Here is a 20,365-nt window from a genome sequence, read left to right as displayed (position 1 = left end):
AGTTTTCCATGCGGGATCGGCGGACGGCGATCCGACGACCCGAACCCGCGAGTCAGCTCAGCGGTCCGAGTCCGCGTCGCCGCCCATCCGCTCGCTGAGCCCCTCGGCGACCCGGTCGAGGTGGTGACGGCCGACGACGGCGACGACGTCGCCCTCGCCGCGGAGGTCGGCGAGGCGGTCGACCATGTGGGTCTCGCGCACGTCGTCGCCGAACGAGGTCGCCCGGGAGGGCTCGAACGTGTCCATCACGGCGCGGGCGCGAGCGATCTGGGCGCGCTCGCTCTCCGCCTGTCGCTCGGGGCTGTCGGTGCGGTCGACCGCGTACGAGACCGGCGAGTCGACCTCCAGCCGGACCGACGTGAGTGCCGCGATCGAGGCCGCGAGGCGACACCTGAGGGCGTTCTTCGCCACCGACGTGAGACCGCCGAGAACGCCACGAACGGTCCCCATCGACCCGCCCTCGCGGTACAGCGCGGCGGCGAGTCGGCGGAGGAACGGCAGGGTCGGCCCGTCGACGCCGACGACTCGGTCCGTCGACGCCGCCTGGATCGCGGCGCTCGCCTCCCCGCCGAACGCCGGCGGGGTGCGGGTATCCTCGGCGTACCGCTCGAAGAGCGGCAGCGAGAGCGGCGGCAGTTCGAGCGCGAGGACGTCGGGGGCCCGGTCCGCGACCGCGGTCCGAACCCGGAAGGCGCTGGCGGGGTGGTCGTGGACGACGCCGACCAGCGTAACGGTGCCCGTAGGAGCGTCGATCGAACGGAGGTGTTCGCCCGTTAGCCGCGGGTCGTCGTGGTGCGAGTCCATGTGGAGGCCGGTAATGACTGCGTACCGGCGCGTACCCCGAGGTAGGAGCACGCTTCGAATAAGAATTCCTGATTCCTCCACAGATGGTAATTTATATTTTCTTGATTTTGAATTTAACGTTAGTCATGAACTAATAGAAGAATCTCGGTGGGTCGGACGTGCGTATCGGCGACGGCCCTGAGGCGGTGAGCGGCGCGAGTTCGGGCGTCGACGGCGAAAAATCGAGCCGCGCCCGACGTCGGCCGTCGGACGGGGTCGGTTTGGCCGTCGGATGGGGTCGGTTCGGCCGTCGGATGAGGTCGGTCCGGCCGTCTGACGGAGCCGGGTCGGTCCGTCCGCGGTGCGGGGCTATCGCTTGAGCCTGACCTCGTCGTCGTCGACCGACTCGATGTCGGCCTCGTCGACGGGGTACGTCTCCTCGTCGGCGTCGCCCCAGCCGAGCTTCGATTTGATCGTGTCGCTGACGCCCGGGTCGGGGTGGACGTGCGCGCGGCTGCCCTCGACTGCGGACACCGTCCCGATCTTCGTTCCCTCTTGGTTCACGACGCGCTTGCCTTCGGCATCTGCTGTGAGTTCCATTCGTTTGTTCCTCCGCACCGAGTGTACGGGAGCGATCGGACATTGTAATCACCTCCATAGCGGCGCGTAGGCTCGGCGAAGTCGGCGGACGCCGCGGCCCGTCGAACCGATCGCCGCGGCCTACTGCGAATACGCGCGGGTTACGTCGTCGATACGTCCCGGGAACCGTGGCCGTTCCCCGGTCGGCCGCGACGTCACCCGTCGTCGAGCGCGTCCTCCAGCCGCTCGATCAGCGCCTCGTTGCCGACGTACAGCGGCGTGCGCTGGTGGACCGCCTCGGGCTCGACGTCGAGGATCGAGCCGGTTCCGTCCGAGGAGGCGCCGCCCGCGCGCTCGACGATGTACGCGACGGGGTTCGCCTCGAACTGGAGCCGGAGCTTCCCGGCCGACGCGCTCCGGAGCGCGGGGTACGCGAACACGCCGCCGTAGGTGAGCACCTGGTTCACGTCGCCGACCATCGCGCCCCCGTAGCGGAGCTTCAGCTCGTCTTCGATCGAGCGGGCGTACGCGCGGAAGTCCGCGGGCCAGTCGGGGACGCGCCCGCCGAACCCGTAGACGGTCGGCGTCCCCGGCAGCGAGAGGTCGGCCTCGACGACCGACCTGTCGACGCCGCCGTCGGCGTCGCGCGCGACGACCTCCTCGCGGACGCCCGCCTCGTCGGCGACCACCATCGTCGTGATCGGGCCGTAGAGGACGTAGCCGGCGGCGACCAAGTCCCGGCCGCTCGCGGGCAGCGGGGCGTCGTAGACCCCGACGACCGTCCCCATGGCGTTGTTCGACCGGAGGTTCGAGGAGCCGTCGAGGGGGTCGATCGCGACCGCGTAGGCGTCGTCGTGGCCGCTCCCCACGGCGCCGCCGGCGTCGACGGCGGTCTCGCGCTCCTCGCTGACGAACGAGCCGACGCCGTCGACCGCGGTGATCGCTTCACCGAGCAGCTCGTCGGCGTAGAGGTCGCCGGCCAGCACCGACTCGCCCGAGGCGTTCTCCGTCCCGCTCTCGACGCGGCGGCCGGGGAGCGCGGCGCGGATCTCGGGGGCGGTCGCCGCGACCGCGTCGAACACCGCGTCGACGGTCGAGTTCGGGGACGCCATCAGTCGTCGCTCTCGGCGATGGCCAGCGCCTCGTCGGGCTCGACCTCCTGGAAGATCACGGCCTCCAGCGCGTCGAGGATGCGCTCGGGCTTGTCGCGCTGGAAGACGTTCCGGCCGACGGCGATCCCGGTGGCGCCCGCGTCGATGGCGTTCGAGACGTTCCGGAGGAACGCCTTGTCGTCGCGCATCGTCCCGCCGGACATGACGACGTCCGCGGGGCCGGCCATCTCGACGGCGTGGCCCATCGCCTCAGCGGAGCCGGGGTACTTCACCTTCACCACGTCGGCGCCGAGCTCTAAGCCGAGCCGCGCGCCGTATGAGATCACATCCGGGCTCCCGTCGTTTCGGAGCCCCTGACCGCGCGGGTACGACCACATGACGACGGCCATGTCGTGTTCGCGGGCGCCCTCCTGCGCCTCGCGGAACTCCTCGGCCATCTCGACCTCGTGGTTCGAGCCGCCGTAGACGGTGAACCCGACCGCGTCGGCGCCCAGTTCGGCCGCGTACTCCGCCGTACAGTTGACCGCGCTGTTCGGCTCGCCCATCCAGAGGTTCGAGGTCCCGTTGAGCTTCAACAGGAGGTTGACCTCGTCCGCGTAGTCCGGGTAGTACGCCTCGGCGAGCCCCTTCTGGACGGCCAGCGAGGTGACCGCCTCGTGGGTGGCGAGCTCGAAGATCCGTTCCGGGTCCGCCGTGTCCGGGTTCGGTTCGAAGTCGACCGGCCCGTGTTCGAGCCCGTGGTCGTACGCGAGGATCAGGGATTTACCGTCGCGCTCGATGTCGTCGGCGGCGTGAGGAAGCATCAGTTCGTAGTTCCGTTACATACGTAAAAAGGGCTGTGGTGAAACCACCGGGCGTAAAGAAACTAAACGCCCGGTTAAGCGGCGTTTCGGGGAGAGTATCGAGCGATCGAGATAACCAACTCGTTACTACTCAAATTGTTAATTTCTCCGTGCGGGGCGCGGTCCCGGGGCGGCTTTCGCAATACTTACCACCCGCGGCGCGGCAGCGGTCCGCATGCGAGCATTATCCGAGGTCGACGTGGTCGGCGTCGTCGGCGCCGGGACGATGGGCAACGGCATCGCGCAGGTCGCGGCGACGGCGGGCTACGACGTGGTGATGCGGGACGTGGAGGCCGAGTACGTCGAGCGCGGCCTCGACAGCGTCGCGGACAGCCTGGACCGGCTGGCGGGGAAGGACGCGCTCGACGAGGCGCCGGACGCGATCCGCGACCGGATCGCGGGCACGACCGACCTCGACGACCTCGCCGACGCCGACCTCGTCGTCGAGGCCGTGATCGAGGACCTCGACGTGAAACGCGAGGTGTTCGCCGACCTCGACCGCGTCACCGACGACGACGCCGTCCTCGCGACGAACACCTCCACGCTGTCTATCACGAGCGTCGCGAGCGCCACGGACCGCGCGAGCGACGTGGTCGGCCTCCACTTCATGAACCCCGTCCCGATCATGGACGGCGTCGAGGTCGTGGTGGGCGAGCGCACCGACCCCGCGGTCGTCGACTTCGCACACGCGTTCGCCGAGGACCTCGGCAAGGAGACGTGGGAGGCCGACGACAAGCCCGGCTTCGTCACCAACCGGATCCTGATGCCGTGGATAAACGAAGGGATCCGCGCGTACGACGAGGGCGTCGCGGACAAGACCGACATCGACCGCGGGATGAAGCTCGGGACGAACGTCCCGATGGGCCCCCTCGAACTCGCCGACCACATCGGCCTCGACGTGGCGCTCGACGCCAGCGAGACGCTCCACGAGGAGCTCGGCGACCGCTACAAGCCCGCCTACCTCCTCAAGCGCAAGGTCGAAGCGGGCGACCTCGGGAAAAAGACCGGCTGCGGCTTCTACGAGTACGACGACTGAACGAGCTCCGGCGACGCGCGACGAAGCGCTCCGGCGACTGCGGCGCGATCAGGCCGCGCCGGCGTCGCCGTCGCGGTCGTCGTCCGCCGTCCACCGGCGCGCGCCGGGCAGCAGTCCGACCAGCTTCGTCACGTAGCCGAACCGGAAGAGGCCGAGCTGCGAGAGCGTTCCGAGGACGAACACCGCGAGGAACGCGGGCGCCGAGAGGTCGAAGAGGAGCGGTTCGACGGTCGTCTCCGCGGCGGCCGCCTCGAAGTCCGCGGGCGTGAGCGACCGCGAGGCGACCGCCGCGCCGATGAGCGCGGTCGAGACCACGAGCGTCGTCCGCGTGAGGACGAACCCGAACAGCGCGCCGACCGCGACGCCCGCCAGCGTCGCGCCGACGAGCAGCGCCGTCCCCTCGATCCCCGCCGCGTCCGCCGCGTAGAACGGGCCGACAGCGAACCGACCGGCGAAGCCGCCGACGACCGCGCCGATCCCCAGCACCGCGAACGAGAGCCCGGCGTACGCGAGGAAGCCGCCGAGGAGCCCGCCGACTCCGACCGCGCCGGCGGTCAGGACCGCGCCGTCGATCGCGATGAGGCCGACGACGTTCGGCGCGAAGAGGTAGCCGGCGCCGGCGCCGACGAGCAGCCCCGTCAGCGTCACCGCGTAGACGGAGACCGCCGCGCCGACGAACGCGAGCGCCAGCCCCGCGAGGACCAAGCCGCCGGTAAGTGGGGTGAACATGTGGGTATCGTGACGGTCGCTGGTATTTAAACTGTCGCAGCCGCGACGACGGGAAGCGCGGTCCGGTGAGAAAGGGCACCCTACCGCGCGCGACTCGCCGCCTGCCGGTCGACGTACCGCGTGTAGCCGCCGACCGCCAGCCCGAAGCCGACGACGAGCAGGAGGAACCCGAGGAGGCGGCTCGTCCCGACGGTCATCACCGCGAGGACGACGCCGAACAACAGCGCGAACACGCCCGCGACGACGACGCCGACGTCCAGCAGCGGCGAGGGCTGGATCGCGCGGCAGCGCGGGCAGATCCGCGCGTCGGCCGGGATCGGCTCTCGGCAGTCGACGCAGTGGACGCGGTCGCTCGGCACGGACGCCGCTTCGGTCGTGATCGATATGGCTCTGTTGACTGTGGTGCGGCTGCTGGGAGACGGCCGCGGATCCCGAAGGGCGCGCTCATCGATGCCGGCTTCGCCGGCGCGCGGCGCCCGTTTATACCCTGGCCAACCGTACGACACGTATGGGCGGGAATCTATATCGGAAGCTCGTCGAGGAGTCGTCGGACATTCCGACGATCATCGATTCGGAGGGGACGATAACGTACGTGAGCCCTTCGGTCACGCAGACGCTCGGCTACGAGCCCGAGGATCTGATCGGGGAAGTCGGGTACGAGTACCAGCATCCCGACGACCGCGCCGCCGTCGCCGAGGCCATCGAGGCCATCATGGTCGACCCGAGCGACACCCGAACAATCGAGACGCGGTTTCGGCGAGCCGACGGGTCGTGGTGCTGGATCGAGGCGACCCTCCAGAATCGGTTCGACGACCCGGACATCGACGGGATCCTCGTGAACAGCCGCGACATCTCCCAGCGAAAGGAACAGGAGCACCGGTTCCGAGAGCTCGCGGAGGAGTACAGGACGCTCCTCGGCAGCGTCGAGGACAGTATCTTCTTCCTCACCGTCGAGTCTGGAGATGCGGAGCCCGTGTTCCGCTTCGAACGCCTGAACCGAGCCTACGAGGAAGAGACCGGGATCACGACCGACGAGGTCCGAGGGAAGACTCCGACCGACGTGTTCGGGGAGGACGTCGGGTCGGGCCTCGACGCGAACTACCGCCGGTGCGTTCGGGCCCGCGAACCGATCTCGTACGAGGAGGAGCTCCGCGTCGACGCGGGCGCGCGGTTCTGGCAGACGGTGCTCACGCCGATCGTCACGAACGGGGAGGTGGTCCAGATCATCGGTATCACGCGAAACATCACGGAGCGGATCAGACAGGAGCGCCAGCTACGGAGCCAGAACGAACAGCTGGAGGAGTTCGCCAGCGTGGTGTCCCACGACCTGCGGAACCCCCTCAACATCGCGCAGGGCCGAGCTGCGCTGCTCGCCGTCGAGTGCGACAGCGAGCACCTCCCCCCGATCGCGAGGTCGCTCGACCGGATGGAGGAGATCGTCTCCGACACGCTCACGCTCGCCAGACAGGGCCAGGTGGTCTCGGACTTAGAGCGGTTCGAGTTGACGAATCTGGTCGGCAGCTGCTGGAAAAACGTCCACACGGGCGAGGCGACGATCGAGATCGAAGACGATGTTACGGTCGTCGGCGACCAGAGCCGGCTCCAACACGTCTTCGAGAACCTGTTTCGGAACGCGGTCGAACACGGCGGGCCGGACGTGACCGTCCGCGTCGGCCGGATCGATGACTACGGGATCTACGTGGAAGACACCGGTCCGGGGATACCTGAGGAGATCCGAGGGAAGGTGTTTGACCACGGGTACACCTCGGAGAGCGGCGGGACCGGGTTCGGGTTGACCATCGTCAAGCGGATCGCCGAGGCCCACGGCTGGCGGGTTGCGATTGGTGACGGGACCGGCGGCGGGGCGCGGTTCGAGTTCACGGACGTGGATCTCGATCGGTGAGCGAACCGCGTATCGCGGTCAGCGCGGCCGCCGCCCCTCGTCGTCGCCTGAGGGGTTCGACGAAGCCGCCGAGCGCGTCGCCGTCCGCATCGCCGCCGCTCGCCCTTTCAGTCGGCGCCCGCCGCCGCGGCCGGCTCGTCGCCGACGTCGAGCGTCTCCTCGACCTGCGTGAACACCGCGACTAAGGCGAGGGCGGCGGCCGCGGCCCCGGCCGCGAAGGGGACGACGAAGCCGAAGCCGTAGAGCCAGCCGGACGCCAGCGGTCCCAGGGCGACGCCGAAGCCGAACCCCATCGTGAGCACCGAGAGCGTGGTCCCGGACTCGCCCTCGCGGGCGAGGTCGCCGGCGAGCGCGAGCGACGGGGCGAACACGCACGCGACCGCGACCCCCTGCCCGAGCCGGACGAGCATCATCAGCGCGGGCTCGGTCACGATCCCCTGGAGCAGGGTGGTCGGGACGAGGAGGACGAACCCGGCGACGAGGAACGGGCGGCGCCCGATCCGGTCGCTGGCGCGCCCCACCGGGACCTGGAAGATGACGTTCGCGATCGTCACGGCCGCGAACTGGGCGCCGAACCAGATCGGGGCCTGATCCAGCCGGACGTTCACCTGGTTCTGGAGCGTCGCGAACAGCGCGATACACGCGCCCATGGCGACGGTCGCGAGCCCGAGCGTGAACACGGGGTCGAGCAGGCGGTCCTCGCCGCGGACCCGGATCGAGACGTCGTCGCCCGCCTCGGCCTCGACGTCGGCGTCGCGGACGAGGAGGAACACGAGCGTGAAGCTGAGGTACGCCCCCGCGCAGGCCGCGACGAACGCGGCGTCGAAGCCGTCGAGGACCGGGAGCCTGACGGGCGAGAGGTCGTACGGCCCGGCCTCGACGACCGCGCCCGCGAGGACCGGCCCGAAGCCGAAGCCGATGAGCCGGAACGTGTTGTACACCCCGAAGTTCCCGCCGCGGTCGGTGTCGCTCGCGGCGTACTCGTTCACCAAGGCGACCGTCGCGGGGATGATGAGCGCCGCGCCGAGCCCCTGTATCGCGCGCAGCGCGACCAGCGTCGGGTAGCTCGTCGCGATCGTGTACAGCCCGCTGGCGGTACCGAGGAGTAAGATTCCGGCGAGGACGAAGGGACGCCGCGCGCCGACCCGGTCCGAGAGCCGGCCGGTGAACGGCTGCGAGAGACTGTTGAGGAAGCCGAAAAGCGAGAGGACGACCCCGATGAGCAGCGGCTCGGTCAGCGTGACCGCGGCCGCGCCGACCCCGACCTCGGCGCCGAGCAGCGACTCGATGTCGACGAGGTCGCTCGTGATGTACAGCGGGAGGACGACGATGAGAAAGGAGTTCCCGGCCGCGCCGACCATCCGCGCGAGCGCTAAGACGATCACGCGCCGGTCGGTCTCGGCGATACCGGAGAGGGATCCCATTCACTCGAAGTTCGGAACGGAGAATAAAGGCCCTTGTGAACGGGGGGAGTCGATCCGCTTTCGGACTCGACCCGGATTCGAGGCGAAACGAGGGGGTCGGCGGGGGCGCGCTCAGCAGGCCGCCGGCGTCCGCGTTTCGATCCCGCGGACCTCGAACCGCGCGCCGCCGTCGTCGCCGGTCGTCGCCTCGACGGTCCAGCCGTGCGCGGTGGCGATCTCTTTGACGATCGCGAGGCCGAACCCGGTGTTGCCCGCGGCCCCGCTCTCGCCGGGCTCGAAGAGGGAGTCGGCGACCGCGGGGTCGATCCCCGGGCCGTCGTCCTCGACGAAGAAGCCGTCCGAGAGGTCGCCGACGCGGATCGAGACGTCCGGGCCGACGTGGTCGACCGCGTTGCGCATCAGGTTCTCGAAGAGGTTTCGGAGCCGGTCCGGGTCGGCGAGCACCTCGCGGTCGGTCTCGACCGAGAGGTCGGCCGACCCGGTGTCGACCGTCGACCAGCTGTCGGCGACGACGCCGGCGAGGTCGACGGGCTCGGGGTCGCCGACCGTCTCACCCTCCCGCGCCAGCGTGAGGGTGCGCTCGACGATCGATTCCATGCGGTCGAGCGCGTCGAGCGCGGCGTCGAGGCTCTCCGTGTCGTCCGACGCCTCGCGCGCCAGCTCGACGCGCCCCTGTGCGACGTTGAGCGGGTTCCGGAGGTCGTGCGAGACGATGCTCGCGAAGGAATCGAGCCGGTCGTTCTGCCGTTCGAGGGCGGCCTCCCGGTCTTTGAACGCCGTGATGTCCTCCTGGAAGCCGACCCAGTGCGTCACGGTCCCGTCGGCGTCGCAGATTGGGGCGATGCTCACCCGGTTCCAGAACTCCGTGCCGTCTTTCCGGTAGTTCAGCAGCTCGACGCTCGTCGGCTCCTCGGCGTCGACCGCCTCGCGGAGCGCCCGGACCGACGCCTCCTCCGTGTCCGGCCCCTGGAGGAACCGGCAGTTGACGCCGATCGACTCCTCGCGGCCGTACCCCGTCATCTCGACGAACCGGTCGTTGACGTACACCATCGGGTTGTCCGCCTGTTCGGGGTCCGTGATGGTGATCCCGACCGGCGCCTCGTCGAGCGCGCGGGTCTTCGTCTCCAGCTCCTCGCGCCGCTCGCGCTCGTCGGCGACGGTTCGGAGGATGCCGACGCTGCCGTCGAAGGAGTCGCCCTCGTACGGCAGCGCGGCCATGTGGTCCCGACAGGGGATCGGCTCGCCCTCCTTGGGGACGATGTCGACCCCGAAGTGCTGGACGTCGGGGCCGTCGTCCGAGAGGATCGTCCCGAGCCGGTCCTCGGCCTCCTGGACCGCCGCGTCGTCCTTGATGAACCCCGGCGTCTGGCCGATGATCTCCTCGCGGTCGTAGCCGGTGAGCTCGGCGAACGGCTCGTTGACGAACCGGAACTCGCCGGTCTCGTCGACGACGTAGACGGGGTAGCCGAGCGCCTCGATCACGGTCGAGTAGCGGGCGGCGATCTCTTTGGTCCGGTGCTCCTCGATCGCCTGATCGACGCGGTTCGCGAGCCGGCGGAGCTGCTCGGGGCCGCCCTTCTGGAAGTAACCGGTGACGCCGGCGTTGAGCGCCTGGCTCGCGATCTCCTCGGACCCCTTCCCCGTGTACAACACGAACGGGATCTTCCGGTTGCGCTCGCGGAGCACGTCGAAGAACTCCAGACCGTCCATCGCGGGCATGTCGTAGTCGCTGACGACGCAGTCGAAGTCGACCTCCTCGAGCCGAGCTAACGCGGCCTCGGGGTCGGTCACGCTCGTCACCGCCACCGAGTCGAGCTCCCGCTCGAGGTACGCCTCCGTGAGGTCGAGCACCGAGGGGTCGTCGTCGACGTGTAGCACGTCGATCGCTCCGGACATACAGGTCCTACGGGCGCGCGGAATAAACGAGTACCGCCCCGACTATCGGATCTGGATCCGGAGCCGTCGCCGGCCGGGCCGGCCTCCACTTCCGGCCCGCGTGGCTGGTTCTTAAGGCCGCGGAGCGCGGAACCGAACGCGATGACGGGCGGGACGCCCGCCGCCGGGGAGACGCTCCCGGGCGCCGGCGACGAGGACGACGACGCGCCCGAGCGCGTCGTCTGCCACGTCGACATGGACTGCTTTTACGCCTCCTGCGAGCGGCTGCGACGCTCCGACCTCAACGATGAGCCCGTCGTGGTCGGGATGGGGTACGAGCCGGGCGAGTCGATCGGCGCCGTCGCGACCGCGAGCTACGAGGCCCGCGCATTCGGCGTCGAGAGCGCGATGCCGATCTCGAAGGCGTTAGAGCTGCTCCCCCGCCGCGCCGACGCCGACCCCGACGACCCGAACGCGCCGGACCCGGAGGAGACCGGCCGATACGTCCCGGTCGACCTCGACTTCTACGAGGACGTGGCGGGCGAGGTGAAAGCGGTGCTCCGCGACTGCGCCGACACCCGCCGCGAGGTGAGCATCGACGAGGCGTACCTCGACGTCACCGACCGGACCGCGTGGGCGGTCGCGGGCGACGACCCCGACGACCCGCCGCCGAGCGGCGCCGCGGGGCCCGCGGAGGCGCGAACGCTCGCGGAGGGGTACGCCCGCTACGTGAAAGACCGGATCGAGCGGGAGGCGGGGGTGCCGGCGAGCGTCGGCGTCGCGCCGAACATGTCGGCCGCGAAAGTCGCCAGCGACGCCGACAAGCCGGACGGGCTCGTCGTTGTGCCGCCGGGGTCGGTCGCCGAGTTCCTCGCGCCGCTGCCGACCGCCGACGTCCACGGCGTCGGCCCCGTGACCGAGGAGACCCTCGCGGAGCTGGGGATCGAGACCGCCGCCGACCTCGCCGCGGCCGACCGCGACCGCCTCGCCGAGGCGTTAGGCGAGCGCGGCCCGGCGCTCTCCCGGCGCGCCGCGGGCGACGACGACCGCGAGGTGACGCCGACCGGCCTCCCGAAGAGCCTCTCGCGGGAGTCGGCGCTGCCGGCGACCGCCGACGAGGCGACGAAGCGGGAGACCGTCTCCGCGCTCGCCGCCGACGTGGCGCGGCGCGCCCGCGAGCGCGGCTGCCTCTACCGCACTATCGGGATCAAGGCTGTCGAGCCGCCGTTCGACGTCAACACCCGCGCGCGGAGCCTCCCGGGGCCCGTCGACGACCCGGACCTCGTCGAGGAGGTGGCGCTCGACCTGCTGGCGGAGTTCGACGAGACTCGGGTGCGGAAGCTCGGCGTCCGCGTCTCGAAGCTCGACTTCGCGGAGACGGACCAGGCGACGCTCGGCGGGTTCGACGCCGCCGAGGGCGACGGCGACGGCGGGCGACCGCGTCGCGGCGACCGGGCCGAACGGGACGACCGCGGCGACGGCGGGAAGCTCACCGACTGGGTCGGCGGCCCGCCGGAGCGCGACGGCGACGAGTCCGGATCGATCGCGGACCGCGACCGGCGGCGAACCGACGACGGCCAGGCGTCGCTCGGCGACTGGTCGTGAGCCGCACCCGGCGCGTGGATTTATGATGCGCTCGGAACGATTCGGCCCATGTCCCTCGCTCGCCGCGTCCTCCTCGGCTCGGAGCCGGACGGCCCGCCGCGTCGGCATCGACTCCTCGTGCCGCCGCTCCTCTTTCTCGTCTCCTTCGCCGCCTACGGGGTGGGCGTCTTCGCGCACGCCGGCGGGGTCGTGTTCCTCGCGGTCGACGCCGCGGCCCTCGGCCTCCTCGCGACCGGGGTCATCGCCTATCGAGGGGCCGGGGTCGCGCTCGCGTGGGCGGCCGTCTACGGGGCGCTGCTCGGGAGCAGCGCCGACCACTACCTGCTGGGTCTCCCGGGACGGCCCCTCGGCGAGCGCGTCGCCGCGCTCGTCGAACTCGACGGGCTCGTCTTCGTCGGCGTCGAGGCCCTCGCGTTGGGGACGATCGCGTGGGTCGTCGGGACGGTCGGCCGTCTCGCCGTCGAGCGCCTCCGAGCCGCGTAGCCCGCCCCCGGACGAGCGACGGGCGGGTATTTACGCGCCGAGCGACGACCGCGACCCATGGACGATTCAGCCCCCGACCTCGCGTGGGAGACGCTCGACACCGATATCGACTACCGCTGTCCCGGCTTCGACGTGCGCCGGGACGAGGTGCGGTTCCCGGACGGCGAGACGGACGGGTTCCACTACGTCGACGAGCCGCCGGCGGTCGTGGTGCTCCCGCTGACGCCCGACGGCGACATCGTCGTCATCGACGAGTGGCGGCAGGCCGTCGGCCGGGTGAACCGCGGGATCCCGGCGGGGACGATGGAGCCGGAAGACGAGCGGGCGGGGAACGCGGAGGGCGGAGCGACCGACGACGCGATCGAGCGCGCGGCGGCCCGCGAGCTCGCCGAGGAGACGGGGTACGAGGCCGACGCCTTCGAGCGGCTGACGACCGTCGAGCCGACGAACGGGATGGCGAACGCGGTCCACCACCACGTGCTGGCGACCGGCTGCGAGCCGACGGCCGAGCGCGAGCTGGACCACAACGAGTCGATCGCGGTCGAGACGATGCCGTACGACGACCTGCTCGCCGCGGTCGTCGACGACGAGCTGCGCGACGGGCGGGCGGTCACCGCGGTGCTGTGGTACGAGCTGCTCCACCGGTGACCGCGGCCCGCGCGCCGGCGAGACGGTCCGCGCGGCTTCCGACACGGACAACCATTTTGCCGGGCGGTGCCTACGCGCGGCAATGACAGATCCCTCCAGCGGCGATCCGGTCTCGGACGGGGGCGTCTCCGAGGAGTTCGACGACGTCGGCCCGGACGCCGTCGACGACGCCGGCGGCCCCGAACGGACCGGCGGGTCGCCCGGTATCGCGGTCGCGACCGCGCTGCTCCTCGGCGTCCTCGGCCCGGTCATCGCGCTCGCGAGCGGCGTGGCCGTCTTCGCGATCGACTCGCTGACCGGCGGGCTCTCCCTGGTCGCGAGCGTAGTCCTCACGCTCGTCTTCGGGCAGTACGTCGCGTTCGGCGGGCTCGCGGTGGGCTACCTCGCGTGGCGCGGCTTCGACCGGGAGGGGATCGTCTCGTACCTCGGCGTCCGAGTGCCGAGCCTCAAGGAGATCGGGATCGTCCTCGGCAGCTGGGTCGTCATCTTGATCCTGATCCTCGTGGTCTCGACGATCGTCCAGCTGCTCGGGACGGAGACGGCCGCGAACCAGAGCGCGGAGCTGGCGATGGGGAACCCGACGATCATCCCGCTTTTCATCGCGGCCTCGTTCCTCGTCATCGGCCCCTGCGAGGAGATCCTCTACCGCGGCGTCGTCCAGGGGCGGCTCCGCGAGTCGCTGCCGGCGGCCCCGTCGATCGTGCTCTCGGCCGCCATCTTCGCGACCATCCACGTGATGGCGCTGACGGGCGGGCTCTCCGCGCGGCTCACGACCGTCTCCATCCTCTTCGTGCCGAGCCTCGTCTTCGGCGCGGTGTACGAGTACACGGAGAACCTCGTCGTCCCCGCGCTGCTCCACGGCCTCCACAACGCCGTGATCTTCACCGTCCTCTACGTCACCGTCACGCAGGTCGGTCCGGACGCGATGCCGGCGGTGCTCGAGTTCGTCCCGGTCTGAGCGACCGGATTTCGGTGCGACAACAGGCGGATCGCGGCTCAGTACAGGTCCTCTAGCTCTTCTTCGACGTGCGAGTGCTCCTCGGCCGGGAACTCGCCGGTCGTCACGGCCTCCTTATACGCTTCGACGGCGTCGACCATCTCCGACCGCACGTTCCCGAACCGCCTCGCGAACGGCGGCGACCACTCGCCGAGGCCGACCGCGTCGTTGATCACCAGCACCTGCCCGTCGCAGTCTGGGCCCGCGCCGATGCCGATTGTCGGGACCTCGAGTGCCTCGGTCACCGCGCCCGCGAGGTTCGCGGGGACGTGTTCCAACACGAGCGCGAACGCCCCGGCGTCGGCGTGGTCGCCCGCGAGGTCGATTATCTCCTCGGCCGCCTCCTGCTCGGTCCCCTGCCGGGTGTAGCCGCCAAGGCGGTTGACGTGCTGAGGGGTCAAGCCGAGGTGCGCCATCACCGGGATGCCGACCTCCGTCATGCGGCGCGTGGTCTCGACGGTGTGTGGACCGCTCTCGATCTTCACCGCGTCCGCGTTCGCCTCCTTCAGCAGTCGGCCCGCGTTGCGCACCGACTCGGCCTCGTCGACGCCGAACGAGAGGAACGGCATGTCGGCGACGACGAGGGCGTCCTCGGTCGCGCGCGCGACCGCCGCGGTCCGGCTCGCCACCTCGTCGAACGTGACGGGGAGCGTGGAGTCGTAGCCTAAGGCGGCGTTGCCCATGCTGTCGCCGACGAGGACGACGTCGATCCCCGCCTCGTCGACGACCGCCGCCGTCGGGGCGTCGTAGGCGGTGAGCATCGTGATCGGGTCGTCTCCCTCCCGCAGTCCCCGCGTCGTGGTCATGCCTCGGAGTCACCCGCGCGACGCCGTAAAATCGTCGGGAACCGGAAAGCGAACGCGGCGACGCGCTCGCCACGACCCCACCACCACCGCGGCCGACCGCCACCGATTTGCCGCTCCGCCGCGGAGTTCGTCGCGTGCAACCAGTCGAGCGGGCCGAGTACGAGGGGGTCGACTACGCGTGGGTGATGCAGACGACGTTCGTCGTCACCATCATCGTCGGCGCCCCCGTCGCGGCCCTGCTGTCGACGCTCGTGACGCTGGAGTCGTGGGGCGCGCGCGCCGCGTTCGCGGTCCGGGTGGGCGCGCCCATCTGGTTCGTCACCGCGGTCGCCGTCGCGCTGTACGCGAGGCGGACCGAAGCCGGCGACGGCGGGAGCGACGAGGACACCGCCGGAGGGGTCGGCGGGGCCAGCGCCGAGGCGACGGACGAGCGGGCTGAACCGACGACCGGCGAGCGGGCTGAACCGACGACCGGCGAGCGGGCTGAACCGACGACCGGCGAGCGGGCTGAACCGACGACCGACGAGACGGAGCGGACGGACTGACCGCGCGCGGGGACGACTCCCCGGCGGTCGCTACTCGGCGAGCAGGTCCGAGACCCACGCGAAGTCGACGCCGCCGCGCTCGGCGGCGACCGCGTCGCTCCGCGAATCGCCGACGAACAGCGCGTCCTCGGGGGCGGCGCCGAGCCGATCGATCGCCGCGAGCAGTGATCCCGGGTCCGGCTTGTGGCTCTCGACCGTGTCTCGGCCGACGATCGCGTCCGAGACGAGCGCGTCGCCGAGCCCGTGGGTCTCGACCGCGATCCGACACGCCTCCTCGCAGTTGAGCGAGCAGACCCCGGCGGGGGGACGCGAGCCGGCGTCCCCGTGGTCCGCGGTCCCGCCGGCGAGCCGGTCCCCGAGCGGGAGCCGGGTCGACTCACGGGCGCCGGGGCGCTCGTGGAGCGCGATCGCCTCCTCGACCTCGTCGCGGATCCCGTAGTCGTCGGCCGCGCCGAGGAGCCCCCACAGCTCCTCGGTCGGCGGGATGAGCGCGCGCTCGGCGTACACGTCGAGGACCGCGTCCGCGACCGCGTCCCAGTCGACCGCGAGCTCGACGAGGGTGCCGTCGAGGTCGTAGACGACCGCGTCGTAGCCGGCGGGGCGAGCGGGACCGCGGGCGGTCACTCGCCGAACACCCCCCGGGCGATGATCGTCTTCTGGACCTCTGTCGTCCCCTCGTAGATCTCCGTGATCTTCGCGTCGCGGTAGAGCCGCTCGACGTCGAACTCGGTCGTGTAGCCGTAGCCGCCGTGGATCTGGACCGCCTCGTTCGTCACGGACATCGCGGCCTCGCTGGCGCGGTACTTCGCCTTCGAGGCGGCGACGCGGTAGTCCTCGCCCGCCTCCGCCTGCCGACACGCCTCGCGGACGAGCAGCCGCGCGGCCGACACGTCGGTCGACATCTCCGCGAGCTTGTGCCGGATCGTCTGGATGTCGCCGATCGGGCGGTCGAACTGCTCGCGCTCCTCGGCGTACGACGTCGCCTCGTCGAGCGCGGCCTGCGCGACGCCGACCGCCTGCGCCGCGATGCCGATCCGCCCCTCGGTGAGCGTCCGGAAGGCCGCCGAGAGCCCCCTCCCCGGCTCTGTCAGCCGGTTCTCGGCGGGGATCCGGCAGTCGTCGAACGTGATCCCGGTCGTGTCCGAGGCGCGCAGTCCGAGCTTCTCCTCCTTCTTGCCGACCTCGAAGCCCGCGGTGTCGGCCGGGACGAGAAACTGGGTGATCGCGTCGTCGCCGGTAGCGTGCGCGTCGTCGCGGTCGGTCTCCCCGCCGTCGACCTTCGCGAAGACGATCGCCACGCCGCCGCGTTGCCCGTTCGTGATCCACTGCTTCTCGCCGTTGAGGACGTACTCGTCGGCCTCGGCGTCGTAGGTCGCGGTCGTCGACATCTCCGCGGGGTTCGAGCCCGCGTGCGGCTCGGAGAGACAGAACATCCCGACCGGCCGACCCGTCTCCGCCATCTCCGGGAGCCACGCCTCGCGCTGCGACTCCGTGCCGAACTCGGCGATACAGGAGGTCGCGAGGCAGTGGACGGAGAGGGCGGTCGCGACCGCGAGCGACCCGTGCGCCAGCGCCTCGTTGGCGACCGCGTAGGTCGTCTCGTCGGCGCCGAACCCGCTGTACTCCTCGGGGACCGTCAGCCCCGTCAGGCCGAGTTCTGCCAGCCCGTCCCACACGTCTTCCGGGAACGTCTCCGTCTCATCGGCCACGGCCGCGGTCGGCCGGACCTCCTCGGCCGCGAACTCGCGGACGAGGTCGCGGACCGCCGCCTGTTCGTCGGTGAGCGCCGACCCGACGCGTGCTCCGGTCATGTCACCGCCTTCGGACCCTCACCGAAAAAGGTGAGCGATCGGAAGGGGCTCGCGGCGTCGACCCGCCTTACTCCTCCGCCTCGCGCGCCTCCCACAGGGGGTACAGCTCGTCCTGGGGCGGCTCCGCGAGCGTCTCGTCGCCGAGGCGCACGGTCCCTCTCTTCCCCTCGTCGCCCTCCATGGACTCGACGACGCCGATCTCCGCCCCCTCGATCCCGGCCGCGTCGAGGGCGCCGAGCACGTCCCCGACCCGCTCCGGCGGGACGGCCGCCAGCAGCGCGCCGGAACCGAACGTCGCGAGCGGGTCGACGCCGAGGGCGTCACAGCAGGCGCGCGTCTCGGGACGGACCGGGACCGCGTCGCGCTCGACGGCGAAGGCGGCCTCGCTCGCCGTCGCCATCTCGACGAGCGCGGTCGCGACGCCGCCCTCGGTCGGGTCGTGGAGCGCGGTCGCGGCGTCGCGGACCGCGGCCGCGTCGGGGACGACGCTCACCTCCTCGAGGAACTCGGCGGCGGCGTCGAGCGTCGCGGCCGGGACGCCCGCCTCGCGGCACTCCTCGCGGAAGTCGGTCGCGAGGATCGCGGTCGCCTCGACCGCCGCCCCCTTGGTGAGCAGGAGGCGGTCGCCCGGCTTGGCGCCGCCGCTCGACACGAAGCGGTCCGTCGTTCCCAGCGCCGTCATCGAGCAGAGCGGGCGGTCGAGCGCGTCCAGCACCTCGGTGTGGCCCCCGACGACCGCGCAGCCGAGGTCGCGCGCGGTCGCGTCGACCTGGTCGACGACCGTCCGGAGGCGCTCGGGGTCGTCGTCGGGGAGGAAGAGCGTGTGCGTGAGCCACCGCGGGTCGGCGCCGCTCGCGGCGACGTCGTTACAGGCGACGTGGACCGCTAGCGTTCCGACCGACTCCGCGGCCAGCGACAGCGGGTCGGCCGCGACGACGAGCGTCTCCCCGGCGCCGGCGAGGTCGATCGCGGCCGCGTCCTCGCCGTAGGCCGGCCCCTGCGTCACCGCCGGGTCGGCCGCGCCGGTCGCCGCGAGCGCCGTCGCGAGCGCGTCGGGACCCAGTTTGCCGGTCATCGCTCCCGGAGCCACGCCGCGACGGCCTCGGGGTCGGCGTCGAGGCCGCCGCCCTGCGCGAACGTCGGCCCACCCCCGCCGCCGCCGCCGAACTCGTCGGTGACCGCGCCCACGACCTCGCCCGCGTCGATTTCGGCGCCGGCCGCGTCGCCGTCGGCCGTACCCTCGGCGGCGGCGACCACGACGAACGGGGCGTCTCCCGTCCCGACCGCGGCGATGGCGTCGAGGTCGGTATCGCCCCCGACCGCCTCGGTCGCGGGCTCCCGGAGTTCGTTCGGATCGGCGTCGTCGACGGCCCCGATCGCCCAGCGGGCCCCGTCGACCTCGGCGGTCGGGAGGTCGCGCAGGCGGGCCGCGAGCAGCTCCTCACGGGCGTCCCGGAGGTCCGACTCCAGCCGGTCGGCCTCGTCTCGGAGGCGGGAAACAGCGTCGGGGAGGTCGCCGACGCGCGCGTCGAGCGTCGTCGCGGCGTCGAGCGCGGCGGCGTGGACCGCGCCGAGTTCGTCGATGGCCGTCGGGCCGACCGCGAACTCGACGCGGGTCACGCCCTCGCCGGGGTTCGACCGCTCTAAGACCGCGATCGGCCCGATCTCCGCGGTGTTCTCGACGTGGGTGCCGCCGCAGGCGGCGACGTCCCAGGGCTCGGCGTCCGGGTCCGCCGCCGCGCCGCCGGCGTCCGTACCATCTCCGGCGTCCGTACCATCTCCGGCGTCCGCGCCGCCGCCGACCGTCACGACGCGGACCGCGTCGCCGCCGCTCATCGCGCCCTCCTCGGTCTTGGTGTTGAACGCGATGCCGTCGATATCGCGGGCCGCCTCCGCCGAGTGGGTGCCCCACGAGACGGACAGCGAGTCCCAGACGGCCCGGTTGGCGAGCCGCTCCAGTTCGACGAGGTCGCCGTCGTCCAGCGGCTCTGCGGTGGTCAGATCGACGCGGACCTTCGTCTCGGAGATGTCGAAGCCGGCGTAGCCGAGGTCCTCGGCGATCCGGCGCACGGCCCCGTACAGCACGTGCGAGGCGGTGTGCGCCCGGGCGCAGTAGGTGCGGAACGCGTCGTCGACGAGTCCCGTGACCTCGTCGCCGGGTGCGAGGTCGACGGCCGCGTCGGGGGCGAGCGCGTGGACGACCTCCCCCTCGCGCTCGACCACGTCGTCGACGAGGTGGCCGTCGAGCGTCCCCCTGTCGGCCGGCTGGCCGCCCGACTCGGGGTAAAAGTACGTTTCGTCGAGGACGACCTCGCGGCCGTCGACGCGGTCGACCGTCGCTTCGAACTCCCGGACCGTCGGCTCGGCCGGCGCGCGTGAAGCGGTCATTGCCGGGTCGTGGGGGCGGTCGGATAAATAGGTGGCCGCCGCGCGAGTATTTATAAACGAGCGGCGGTGCGGTGGCGCGTGCCGACGAGCGCCCGACAGGGCGCGAGTCGCACGCGCGAGGGACGCGGTGAGCGCTCGGAGAGCGCGAACCGCGAGGTTGGGGAGGCGTGAGGTGCGGTCGCTGTGCGGGGGCGGGAATCGAAGGAGCAGCCGCGAGGAGGCGGCAGGGGACGCAAGCACCGCAGGAACGAGCGAAGCGAGTGACGAGGAGCGCAGCGAGCGTGCCGCCTCCTCGCGGCTGGGGCTTCGGCGGTGTTCGTCAATGATCTGTCCGCAACGATTTATAAACGAGCGGCTGGGGCTTCGGCGGTGTTCGTCGCCGAACCGACTGCCCACTTATAAACAGGATCGGCACCGCTCGCGACCACTATTGACATCCTCCTCCGCGTGAACGGGGAGGAATCCCGAGCGGTGGGAGTTTCAGGTTCGCAACCATGAGTCCGATTTCTTCTTCGGGAACCCGTTTAACCCATCACGAAACGGTGGCTGACTGGCGGTGCCAAACCGCCGTTACTCCTATCCTCAATGCCGCTGACTCCCACCTGTTATTTTTGCCAGCAGGGAGTCGCCGACACTTCGACGGACTTGGAGGTATCTTTGGGCTTGCTCGACCAACAGGCACAGACGAACGCTTCTGGCATTCGCGTTCACCGTGTTGGTGTTTCGGATATTGTCTCATTAGCGGCGGCGAGGCCGCCTCCGAAGGCCGTTCGGAATCGCTCCGTTCCGACCTGACCTT

The 20,365-nt window shown here is 71.2% G+C and carries 20 protein-coding genes; 7 read left to right on the top strand and 13 right to left on the bottom strand.

All coding sequences use genetic code 11. The features are described from left to right. Nucleotides 1–57: 57 nt before the first annotated feature. The 4 genes from F3H13_RS02905 to F3H13_RS02890 form a co-directional block, all read right to left on the bottom strand. The gene (locus F3H13_RS02905) at nt 58–804 is read right to left on the bottom strand and encodes a hypothetical protein (protein WP_149797571.1); all 747 of its coding nucleotides are present in this window, start codon (nt 802–804) and stop codon (nt 58–60) included. Between the two features lie 348 nt (nt 805–1,152). Then, on the bottom strand, nt 1,153–1,383 hold the full coding sequence (locus F3H13_RS02900; protein WP_149797570.1) for a PRC-barrel domain containing protein: 231 nt from the start codon (nt 1,381–1,383) through the stop codon (nt 1,153–1,155). Nucleotides 1,384–1,577: 194 nt separating this feature from the next. After that, the gene (locus F3H13_RS02895) at nt 1,578–2,474 is read right to left on the bottom strand and encodes a class 1 fructose-bisphosphatase (protein WP_149797569.1); all 897 of its coding nucleotides are present in this window, start codon (nt 2,472–2,474) and stop codon (nt 1,578–1,580) included. Then, nucleotides 2,474–3,277, bottom strand: coding sequence for a class I fructose-bisphosphate aldolase (locus F3H13_RS02890; protein ID WP_149797568.1), 804 nt, complete (start codon nt 3,275–3,277; stop codon nt 2,474–2,476). The genes F3H13_RS02895 and F3H13_RS02890 overlap by 1 nt, the downstream gene beginning before the upstream one ends. 214 nt (nt 3,278–3,491) lie before the next feature. Here F3H13_RS02890 and F3H13_RS02885 point away from each other — a divergent pair, with 214 nt between their 5' ends. Next, complete coding sequence (locus F3H13_RS02885; protein ID WP_149797567.1) at nt 3,492–4,352, top strand: 3-hydroxyacyl-CoA dehydrogenase family protein; 861 nt, start codon at nt 3,492–3,494, stop codon at nt 4,350–4,352. 48 nt (nt 4,353–4,400) lie between these two features. Here the strand turns inward: F3H13_RS02885 and F3H13_RS02880 are convergent, their stop codons facing one another. Both F3H13_RS02880 and F3H13_RS02875 read right to left on the bottom strand, forming a co-directional pair. Then, on the bottom strand, nt 4,401–5,081 hold the full coding sequence (locus F3H13_RS02880) for a phosphate ABC transporter permease (RefSeq protein ID WP_149797566.1): 681 nt from the start codon (nt 5,079–5,081) through the stop codon (nt 4,401–4,403). A gap of 80 nt (nt 5,082–5,161) precedes the next feature. Next, nucleotides 5,162–5,440 carry a zinc ribbon domain-containing protein gene (locus F3H13_RS02875; protein ID WP_149797565.1) on the bottom strand — a complete coding sequence of 93 codons (279 nt, stop codon included), beginning with the start codon at nt 5,438–5,440 and terminating at the stop codon, nt 5,162–5,164. Between the two features lie 149 nt (nt 5,441–5,589). On the opposite strand from F3H13_RS02875, the gene F3H13_RS02870 reads away from it, so the two are divergent. Beyond that, nucleotides 5,590–6,984, top strand: coding sequence for a sensor histidine kinase (locus F3H13_RS02870; RefSeq protein WP_149797564.1), 1,395 nt, complete (start codon nt 5,590–5,592; stop codon nt 6,982–6,984). A gap of 107 nt (nt 6,985–7,091) precedes the next feature. Here the strand turns inward: F3H13_RS02870 and F3H13_RS02865 are convergent, their stop codons facing one another. Both F3H13_RS02865 and F3H13_RS02860 read right to left on the bottom strand, forming a co-directional pair. Continuing rightward, nucleotides 7,092–8,408: an MFS transporter gene (locus F3H13_RS02865; protein WP_149797563.1), complete on the bottom strand. Its 1,317-nt coding sequence runs from the start codon at nt 8,406–8,408 to the stop codon at nt 7,092–7,094. A 111-nt stretch (nt 8,409–8,519) separates the two neighbouring features. Next, nucleotides 8,520–10,304 carry a hybrid sensor histidine kinase/response regulator gene (locus F3H13_RS02860; RefSeq protein ID WP_149797562.1) on the bottom strand — a complete coding sequence of 595 codons (1,785 nt, stop codon included), beginning with the start codon at nt 10,302–10,304 and terminating at the stop codon, nt 8,520–8,522. Nucleotides 10,305–10,445: 141 nt separating this feature from the next. On the opposite strand from F3H13_RS02860, the gene F3H13_RS02855 reads away from it, so the two are divergent. The 4 genes from F3H13_RS02855 (at nt 10,446) to F3H13_RS02840 (ending at nt 13,977) form a co-directional block, all read left to right on the top strand. Continuing rightward, nucleotides 10,446–11,888, top strand: a complete 1,443-nt coding sequence (locus F3H13_RS02855; protein WP_149797561.1) for a DNA polymerase Y family protein — start codon at nt 10,446–10,448, stop codon at nt 11,886–11,888. Nucleotides 11,889–11,936: 48 nt separating this feature from the next. Then, entirely contained in the window at nt 11,937–12,371 is a 435-nt protein-coding gene (locus F3H13_RS02850; protein WP_149797560.1) for a hypothetical protein, read from the top strand. A 57-nt stretch (nt 12,372–12,428) separates the two neighbouring features. Continuing rightward, entirely contained in the window at nt 12,429–13,019 is a 591-nt protein-coding gene (locus F3H13_RS02845) for an NUDIX hydrolase (protein ID WP_149797559.1), read from the top strand. A gap of 82 nt (nt 13,020–13,101) precedes the next feature. Next, complete coding sequence (locus F3H13_RS02840; protein ID WP_149797558.1) at nt 13,102–13,977, top strand: CPBP family intramembrane glutamic endopeptidase; 876 nt, start codon at nt 13,102–13,104, stop codon at nt 13,975–13,977. Between the two features lie 38 nt (nt 13,978–14,015). Here F3H13_RS02840 and panB read toward each other — a convergent pair whose 3' ends face one another. Then, nucleotides 14,016–14,822 carry a 3-methyl-2-oxobutanoate hydroxymethyltransferase gene (gene panB, locus F3H13_RS02835; RefSeq protein WP_149797557.1) on the bottom strand — a complete coding sequence of 269 codons (807 nt, stop codon included), beginning with the start codon at nt 14,820–14,822 and terminating at the stop codon, nt 14,016–14,018. 134 nt (nt 14,823–14,956) lie between these two features. On the opposite strand from panB, the gene F3H13_RS02830 reads away from it, so the two are divergent. Next, nucleotides 14,957–15,367 carry a DUF5822 domain-containing protein gene (locus tag F3H13_RS02830; RefSeq protein ID WP_149797556.1) on the top strand — a complete coding sequence of 137 codons (411 nt, stop codon included), beginning with the start codon at nt 14,957–14,959 and terminating at the stop codon, nt 15,365–15,367. Between the two features lie 30 nt (nt 15,368–15,397). Here the strand turns inward: F3H13_RS02830 and F3H13_RS02825 are convergent, their stop codons facing one another. From F3H13_RS02825 to F3H13_RS02810, 4 genes are all read right to left on the bottom strand, one after another. Then, a complete protein-coding gene (locus tag F3H13_RS02825) occupies nt 15,398–15,991 on the bottom strand; it encodes an HAD family hydrolase (protein ID WP_149797555.1) in 594 nt (197 codons plus the stop codon). Then, on the bottom strand, nt 15,988–17,178 hold the full coding sequence (locus tag F3H13_RS02820; RefSeq protein WP_149797554.1) for an acyl-CoA dehydrogenase family protein: 1,191 nt from the start codon (nt 17,176–17,178) through the stop codon (nt 15,988–15,990). The genes F3H13_RS02825 and F3H13_RS02820 overlap by 4 nt, the downstream gene beginning before the upstream one ends. Nucleotides 17,179–17,245: 67 nt before the next feature. After that, the gene (locus F3H13_RS02815; RefSeq protein WP_149797553.1) at nt 17,246–18,253 is read right to left on the bottom strand and encodes an AIR synthase family protein; all 1,008 of its coding nucleotides are present in this window, start codon (nt 18,251–18,253) and stop codon (nt 17,246–17,248) included. Next, nucleotides 18,250–19,566, bottom strand: a complete 1,317-nt coding sequence (locus tag F3H13_RS02810) for an alanine--tRNA ligase-related protein (protein ID WP_149797552.1) — start codon at nt 19,564–19,566, stop codon at nt 18,250–18,252. The genes F3H13_RS02815 and F3H13_RS02810 overlap by 4 nt, the downstream gene beginning before the upstream one ends. Nucleotides 19,567–20,365 lie beyond the last annotated feature (799 nt).

Origin of the sequence: Halorubrum xinjiangense (genome assembly GCF_900102375.1) — an archaeon.
In the GTDB taxonomy this organism is placed as follows: Archaea; Halobacteriota; Halobacteria; order Halobacteriales; family Haloferacaceae; genus Halorubrum; species Halorubrum xinjiangense.
The sequence above is the reverse complement of the archived record's forward strand: the minus strand, read 5'-3'. Positions and strand labels throughout refer to the sequence as shown.